The following is a 7585-nucleotide window of genomic DNA, read 5'->3' on the forward strand; positions in this document are numbered from 1 at the left end:
TCTCGGGTCGCGCGCGGCCGGGGCGGGGAGTCGCCGGCCTTTCGGGGTGTTCGGTGGTCTCCACCCGAACCGCTGGAGGCGGCTTCGGACGCGATGTTATAATAATTTGATGCCCCAGTTCCGAATGGTGACAGATCAAGCCCCGGCCGGCGATCAGCCCAAGGCGATCGCGCAGCTCGTCGAAGGAACGCAGCGCGGCGACCGCTACCAGACCCTGCTTGGGATTACGGGGTCCGGGAAGACGTTTTCCGTCGCAAAGGTGATCGAGCAGATCCGGCGTCCCACCCTCGTGCTCGCCCACAACAAGACGCTGGCCGCGCAGCTGTACGGCGAGATCCGGCAGTTCTTCCCGGACAACGCGGTGCGGTACTTCGTCTCGTACTACGACTACTACCAGCCCGAGGCGTACGTCCCGCAGACCGACCTCTACGTCGCGAAGGACGCGTCGATCAACGACGAGATCGACAGGCTGCGGCACGCGTCGACGAAGGCGCTCATGGAGCGCCGCGACGTGATCGTCGTCGCGTCCGTCTCGTGCATCTACGGCTTGGGTTCGCCGCAGGACTATGAGGACGTGATGCTGTTCGTCCGGCAGGGCGAGCGGCGGTCGCGCGACGACATCCTGCGCCGCCTCGTCGACGTGCAGTACGAGCGCAACGACATCGACTTCTCGCGCGGGCGGTTCCGGGTGCGCGGCGACGTGATCGAGGTCTTCCCGGCGTACGAGGACCGGGCGGTGCGGATCGAGCTGTTCGGCGACGAGGTCGACCGCATCAACGAAGTGGATCCGCTGACCGGCGAGATCTTGGACAACAAGCCCGCGGTCGCGATCTGGCCGGCAAAGCACTGGGTGACCACGGCGTCCAAGCTCGACCAGGCGCTCGGCCGCATCGAGACCGAGCTGCGCGAACGTGTGCAGTGGTTCAAGGAGCAGGGGAAGTTGCTCGAGGCGCAGCGGCTGGAGTTCCGGACGAAGTACGACCTCGAGATGCTGCGCGAGGTCGGCTACTGTCCAGGCATCGAGAACTATTCGCGCCACCTGGCCGGACGCGCGGAAGGCGAGCGGCCCGGGTGTCTCCTCGACTACTTCCCGAAGGACTTCCTCGTCTTCATCGACGAGTCGCACGTCACCGTGCCGCAGGTCCGGGGCATGGTCGAGGGCGACCGGGCGCGCAAGAAGAACCTCGTGGACTTCGGATTCCGGCTGCCGTCGGCGTACGACAACCGGCCGCTCACGTTTGACGAGTTCGCCGCGCTGGTTCCGCAGATGGTCTTCGTCTCCGCGACCCCGGGCCCGTACGAGCTCGGGACGTCGACGCAGATCGTCGAGCAGATCGTCCGGCCGACGGGCCTCGTCGACCCCCAGGTGGAGGTCCGCCCGGCGAAGGGGCAGGTCGACGACCTCATCGCCGAGATCAAGGTACAGGTGGAGAAGCACGAGCGGACGCTGGTCACCACGCTGACCAAGCGCATGGCCGAGGATCTCTCCGACTACCTCCAGGAGATGGGAATCAAGGTCCACTACCTGCACGCCGAGGTCGAGACCCTGCAGCGGATCCAGATCCTCAAGGACCTCCGGCTCGGGACGTACGATGTGCTCGTCGGCATCAACCTCCTGCGGGAAGGCTTGGATCTTCCTGAAGTGTCGCTCGTGGCCATCCTGGACGCCGACCGCGAGGGGTATCTCCGGTCGGAGACGAGCCTGATCCAAACCATGGGCCGGGCCGCCCGGAACGTCGGGGGGCGCGTGCTGCTGTACGCGGACGAGATGACGGACTCGATGCGCCGGGCCATTGACGAGACCAACCGGCGCCGCGTGATTCAGCTCGAGTACAACGAGGAGCACGAAATCACGCCGCAGTCGATCGTGAAGCCGATCCGCGACCTCATCGACCTGCAGGAAGTGGCCGAGGAGGCCGTCCCGTACGGCGGCGGGGCGGCCGCCGCCGCGTCCGACGGCGCCGCGAAACCTCGAACCGGAGCGGTGCTGACCGCCGACGAACTGATCGGGTTGGCCGAGCAGCACCGCAGCCCGGTCACGTGGGACATCGCGCGCCTGCTGATGCTGAGTCCCGCGGAACTCGAGCAGACCATCGAGGCGCTCGAGCGCGCGATGCGACAGGCGGCCGGCGAGCTGCAGTTCGAGAAGGCCGCGGCGCTGCGGGATCAGATCACGGAGCTGCGCAAGGGGCTCGGCGAGCCGTTCTTCGCCTCGGCCGGCGGCGTCCGGGTTCGGGGCGCCCGGGTGCGGGGACGGGGTGGAGCCCGGCCGCGGCCCGGCCGCGGCGCCTGGCGCAAACGGGCATAGCACGGGGCCGGTGAGCGTTGGCCCAACGGTGAGCGTCATCGAACCGACGGTTCACGGAGCGGAGCAGGCGGGCGCATGCCTCTAGACCGGATCGTCGTGCGCGGCGCGCGCGAGCACAACCTGGCCGGCATCGATCTCGAGATCCCGCGGGACCGGCTCGTGGTCCTCACGGGTATCTCCGGATCGGGCAAGTCGTCGCTGGCGTTCGACACGATCTATGCGGAGGGACAGCGGAAGTACGTGGAGTCGCTGTCGGCGTACGCGCGGCAGTTCCTCGGGCTCATGGAGAAGCCGGACGTCGACCACATCGAGGGGCTCAGTCCGGCGGTGTCGATCGACCAGAAGGGCGCCCCGCGCAACCCGCGGTCAACCGTCGGCACCGTCACGGAAGTGTACGACTATTTGCGGCTGCTGTACGCGCGCGTCGGCGATCCCCACTGCCCGAAGTGCGGCCGCGCGATCTACCGCCAGACGCCCGAGCAGATGGTCGACCGGGTGCTCGAGATGCCGGAGGGCACCCGGCTCCTCATCCTCGGGCCGATCGTGCGGGGACGAAAGGGCGAGTACCGGCAGCTGTTCCAGGACCTGCGCCGGCAGGGCTTCGTGCGCGTGCGGGTCGACGGTGCGCTGTACGAGCTCGGCGAGGAAATCACGCTCGACAAGAACCGCAAGCACACGATCGAGGTCGTGGTCGACCGGCTCGTCGTGCACCCCGAGATCCGGTCGCGGCTGAACGATTCGATCGAGACCGCCCTCAAGCTCGGGCAAGGGATCGTCGGCATCTCGATCGTGGACGGCGAAGAGCTCGTGCTGAGCCGCAACTTTGCCTGTCCCGAGTGCGGCATCAGCCTGCCGGAGATCGAGCCGCGGCTCTTCTCGTTCAACGCGCCCTACGGCGCGTGTCCTGTCTGCACCGGCCTCGGCTACAAACAGGAGATCGATCCGGATCTGGTGCTCGACCAGCACCTGTCGCTGTTCGACGGGGCCGTGGCGCCCTGGGCGGCGTCGACCAGCGAGTACTATCAGGAAGTCCTCCGGTCGCTGGCCGATCACTACGGCGTCGACATGAAGACGCCGGTGCGCAAGCTGCCGAAGGAATTCGTGCGGGGCCTACTGCACGGCACCGGCGAGGAGGTACGCCTCCGGTATCACAACCGCTGGGGCGAGCTGCGCAACTACTCCGCGGCCTTCGAAGGCCTGATCCCGCAGCTCGAGCGCCGGTACAAGGAGAGCGACTCCGAGTACGTCAAGGAAGAGATCGAGCAGTACATGAGCAGCGCGCCGTGCCCGGTCTGCCGCGGCACGCGCCTGAAGAAGGAAGTGCTCTCGATCACCGTCGGGGGCCGCTCGATCGCGGAAGCCTGCGCGCTCACGGTCCGGGGGGCCTTGAAGTTCTTCTCCGAGCTCACGCTCGGCGACCGGCAGCGCATGATCGCCCAGCAGGTGCTGAAGGAGATCACCGCACGGCTCAAGTTCCTGGTGGACGTCGGGCTCGACTATCTGACGCTGGACCGGACGGCGAACACGCTGTCGGGCGGGGAAGCGCAGCGCATCCGGCTGGCCACGCAGATTGGGTCCGGCCTGATGGGCGTGCTGTACGTGCTCGACGAACCGAGCGTCGGCCTGCACCAGCGCGACAACCGCCGGCTGATCAATACGTTGCTTCGCCTGAGAGACCTCGGCAACACGATCCTCGTGGTCGAGCACGACGAGGAGACGATCCGCGCCGCGGACTGGATCGTCGACGTCGGGCCCGGCGCCGGCGCCCGCGGTGGGCGCGTGGTGGCCTCGGGGCCGCTGTCCACGATTCTCCGCACCCCGGCCTCCGTCACCGGCCAGTACCTGACCGGCGCCCGCCGGATCCCCATTCCTCCGGTCCGCCGCGCCGGCGGCGGCGGCGCGCTCGTGATCCGCGGCGCGCGGGAGCACAACCTGCGCGGCATCGACGTACGCGTGCCGCTCGGCAAGTTCGTCAGCGTGACCGGGGTCTCGGGATCGGGCAAGTCGACGCTGATCGACGACATCCTGTACCGCGCGCTGGCACACCGGCTCCACGGCGCCCGCGGGCGGGCCGGGGCGCACGACCGGGTCGACGGGCTGGACCTGGTCGACAAGGTGATCAACATCGACCAGTCGCCGATCGGCCGCACGCCGCGCAGCAACCCGGCGACGTATACGAAGACGTTCGACCTGATCCGCGAACTGTTCGCGACGACACCGGACGCGCGTGTGCGGGGGTACAAGCAGGGCCGGTTCTCGTTCAACGTGCGCGGCGGGCGCTGCGACGCCTGCGAGGGCGACGGCATCGTGCGGATCGAGATGCATTTCCTGCCGGACGTCTACGTGCCGTGCGACGTCTGCAAAGGCCAGCGCTACAACCGGGAGACGCTCGAGGTCCGATACAAGGGCCGCTCGATCGCGGACGTGCTCGACATGACGGTCGACGAGGCGATCGCGTTTTTCGACGCGATCCCGCGGATCCGCCGCAAGCTGCGGACGCTGGCCGACGTCGGGCTCGGCTACATCAAACTCGGGCAGCCCGCGACGACGCTGTCGGGCGGCGAGGCGCAGCGCGTGAAGCTGAGCACCGAGCTGTCGCGCCGGGACACCGGGCAGACGGTCTACATCCTTGACGAGCCCACGGTGGGGCTGCACTTCGCCGACGTCCACCGGCTGCTCGAGGTGCTGCACCGGCTGGTCGACGCGGGCAACACGGTCGTCGTGATCGAACACAACCTCGACGTGATCAAGACCGCCGACTGGATCATCGACCTCGGGCCGGAGGGCGGCGAGTTCGGCGGCGCCGTGGTCGCGGAGGGCACGCCCGAGCAGGTGGCGCAGGTGGCGGCGTCCTACACCGGCCAGTATCTGCGTCCGATCCTGAGAGAGGCGGCGGCACCGGCCGGTGCGCCCCGGGGCGGAGCGCGCGGCGGGACAAACGGCCGTACCGGCGGCCGGGCGAAGGCGATCGCCGCCGGGAAGGCCAAGAGCTGAAAGGGGACGAGACGATGGCGGAGCAGCCGCAGATCGTGTTGTGGATGGAAGGTGAGCGCGGCCCGCGGTTTTCGCTGGACGCCGGCGCGATCGAGGCGGCGGGCGGCGTCACGCGGTTCGTCACCTGCCGGACGGACGCGGAGCGCGCGGAGGCCGTCGCGGACGCGCGGGTGCTCGTCGCAGCGCACGTGAAGGTTACCGCGGACCTCTACCGCGCCGGCAAGGGACTCGCCGGCGTGATTCGCACCGGCATCGGCCTCGACACGGTCGACGTCCCGGCCGCGACCCAGCAGGGGGTCTGCATCGCGCACGTGCCGGACTTCTGCTACGACGAGGTGGCCGACTCGGCGTGGGCGCTGCTGCTGGCCGTGGCGCGCAAGCTGCCGGAAGCGGGCCGCCGCGTCCGCAGCGGCGAATGGGTGCCCAACAACCTGCTGCCCGTGCACTCGCTGCGCGGCCGCACCCTCGGCCTGGTGGCGTTTGGGCACATCGGCCGCAAGGTCGCGGAGCGGGGCCGCGCGTTCGGCATGCGGATCGTCGCCGCGGATCCATACGTGGACCAGGCGGCGATGGCCAAGGAGGGCGCGGAGAAGGTGTCGCTGGAAGAGCTGCTCGCCCGCGCGGACGTCGTCTCGCTGCACACGCCGCTCACGCCCGAGACGCGCGGCCTCATGAACGCCGCGGCGTTCGCGCGGATGAAGCCGGGCGCGATCCTTCTTAACACCTCGCGTGGCCCCGTCGTGGACGAACCGGCGCTGATCGAGGCCCTGCGCTCGGGCCGCCTCGCCGGCGCCGGGCTGGACGTGCTTCAGCAGGAGCCGCCGGCGACCGACAACCCGCTGTTCACGATGGAGAACGTGGTCCTCAGCCCGCACTCCTCGTCGACCACCGTCGAGGCGCTCGAGGATCTCGCCCGCAAGGTGAACATGCAGATCGTCCAGATGCTGCGCGGCGAATGGCCCGCGTACTTGGCCAACAAGGCGGTCCGGACGCAGCCGAATGTCCGCCTGACGGCCGGCCGGGTGGCCGCGTCATGACGCCGAACCGCGCAAAGGGGCGCCTGCGCGAGGGCGGGGTCGCGATCGGCACGATGATCTCCGAGTCCCGGACCGAGGAGATTTCCTACGTGCTGGCGGCCGCGGGCTTCGACTTCTTCGTGCTCGATACGGAACACGGCTCCGCGAACTGGGAGACGGTCCAGACGGTCAGCCGCGCCGCGCGCAGCGCCGGCATCGCGCCGCTGGTGCGGGTGACCGACACGCTCTATTCTCTGATCGCCCGGGCGCTCGACGCCGGCGCGCTCGGGGTCATGGTGCCGCACGTCGAGACCGCGGCGGACGCCCGCGAGATCGTCCGCTGCGCGAAGTACCCGCCCGACGGCGAGCGCGGCTTCGGCCTGCGTCCGGCCTTGACGGATTACGGCCGGGTCCCGGCCGCGGAGGCGATCGCCTGGTCGAACGCCGAGACGCTCGTCTTCGCGCAGATCGAGAGCGGCCGCGCGCTCGACAACCTCGACGACATCGCCGCGGTTCCGGGGATCGACGTCCTGCTAGTGGGCCCGAACGACCTGGCGCTGGCGCTCGGCGTGCCGGGCGATCTCCTCCATCCGAAGCTGCAGGAGGCGTACCGGCACGTCGCCCAGGTTGCGAACCGCCACGGGATCGCCGGCGGCCTGCATCCCGGGGATCTCAAGGTGGTCGAGTACGGGTGCACGTCCGGGATGCGCTGCTTGATGTACTCATCCGACATCCGCATGCTGCTCGGCGCCGCGAAGCAGGCGGTGCAGAGCCTCCGCGCGCTGTCGCCGGGCACGGCACGCTAAGCCGGTCTTCAACCCCGACCCGACGGCGGCCGCGGTGATCGCGGCGATCGCCGCGGCGACGGCGGCCCGCCCGCACCGCAGCCGGCGCGTCGGGCCCCCTCTGCTCGACCGCCGGAAACGGTCCTCGATATAATGGATTGGCCATGAGCCAGGAACCATCCGCCACGGAGAGTGCGACGCTCGCGGAGCGCGTCGCCAACCTGCCGATTCAGCCCGGCGTCTATTTGATGAAGGACGGCGCGGGCAAGGTCATCTACGTCGGCAAGGCATCGTCGCTGCGCGCGCGCGTGCGGCAGTACTTCCAGCCGGGCCACACCGACAGCCCGCGGATCTGGTCGCGCAGCGTCCCGGCCCGTTCGAACTCCATCGCGTCGGCGGCCGCCTGCATCTGGCCCTCGAGGTCCTTGCGCAGCGCGTCGTGCCGGCCGTCGAGGAACTCGCCCGCCTGCCGCACCTGCTCG

General features: G+C 69.5%; 5 protein-coding genes. 4 read left to right on the forward strand and 1 reads right to left on the reverse strand.

Annotation, left to right across the window (positions count from 1 at the left end; translation table 11 throughout):
- The first annotated feature begins 109 nt into the window (after nucleotides 1-109).
- The 4 genes from uvrB to VFL28_10575 all read left to right on the forward strand — a co-directional run bounded on the left by uvrB (nucleotide 110) and on the right by VFL28_10575 (nucleotide 7124).
- The gene (gene uvrB, locus VFL28_10560; GenBank protein HET7265101.1) at nucleotides 110-2308 is read left to right on the forward strand and encodes an excinuclease ABC subunit UvrB; all 2199 of its coding nucleotides are present in this window, start codon (nucleotides 110-112) and stop codon (nucleotides 2306-2308) included.
- A 75-nt stretch (nucleotides 2309-2383) separates the two neighbouring features.
- Nucleotides 2384-5302, forward strand: coding sequence for an excinuclease ABC subunit UvrA (gene uvrA, locus VFL28_10565; GenBank protein ID HET7265102.1), 2919 nt, complete (start codon nucleotides 2384-2386; stop codon nucleotides 5300-5302).
- Nucleotides 5303-5316: 14 nt separating this feature from the next.
- Complete coding sequence (locus VFL28_10570; GenBank protein HET7265103.1) at nucleotides 5317-6339, forward strand: C-terminal binding protein; 1023 nt, start codon at nucleotides 5317-5319, stop codon at nucleotides 6337-6339.
- Nucleotides 6336-7124 carry an aldolase/citrate lyase family protein gene (locus VFL28_10575; protein HET7265104.1) on the forward strand — a complete coding sequence of 263 codons (789 nt, stop codon included), beginning with the start codon at nucleotides 6336-6338 and terminating at the stop codon, nucleotides 7122-7124. Before VFL28_10570 ends, VFL28_10575 begins: the two co-directional genes overlap by 4 nt.
- A gap of 253 nt (nucleotides 7125-7377) precedes the next feature.
- Here VFL28_10575 and VFL28_10580 read toward each other — a convergent pair whose 3' ends face one another.
- Entirely contained in the window at nucleotides 7378-7512 is a 135-nt protein-coding gene (locus VFL28_10580) for a UvrB/UvrC motif-containing protein (GenBank protein HET7265105.1), read from the reverse strand.
- Nucleotides 7513-7585: the final 73 nt, after the last annotated feature.

The organism is bacterium, from assembly GCA_035691305.1.
Classification (GTDB): Bacteria; Sysuimicrobiota; Sysuimicrobiia; order Sysuimicrobiales; family Segetimicrobiaceae; genus DASSJF01.

What these genes read in the sequence shown, in the direction of transcription:
- uvrB (HET7265101.1), top strand. Translation starts at nt 110, where the DNA reads ATGCCCCAGTTCCGAATGGTGACAGATCAAGCCCCGGCCGGCGATCAG.
- uvrA (HET7265102.1), top strand. Translation starts at nt 2,384, where the DNA reads ATGCCTCTAGACCGGATCGTCGTGCGCGGCGCGCGCGAGCACAACCTG.
- VFL28_10570 (HET7265103.1), top strand. Translation starts at nt 5,317, where the DNA reads ATGGCGGAGCAGCCGCAGATCGTGTTGTGGATGGAAGGTGAGCGCGGC.
- VFL28_10575 (HET7265104.1), top strand. Translation starts at nt 6,336, where the DNA reads ATGACGCCGAACCGCGCAAAGGGGCGCCTGCGCGAGGGCGGGGTCGCG.
- VFL28_10580 (HET7265105.1), bottom strand. Translation starts at nt 7,512, where the DNA reads ATGCAGGCGGCCGCCGACGCGATGGAGTTCGAACGGGCCGGGACGCTG.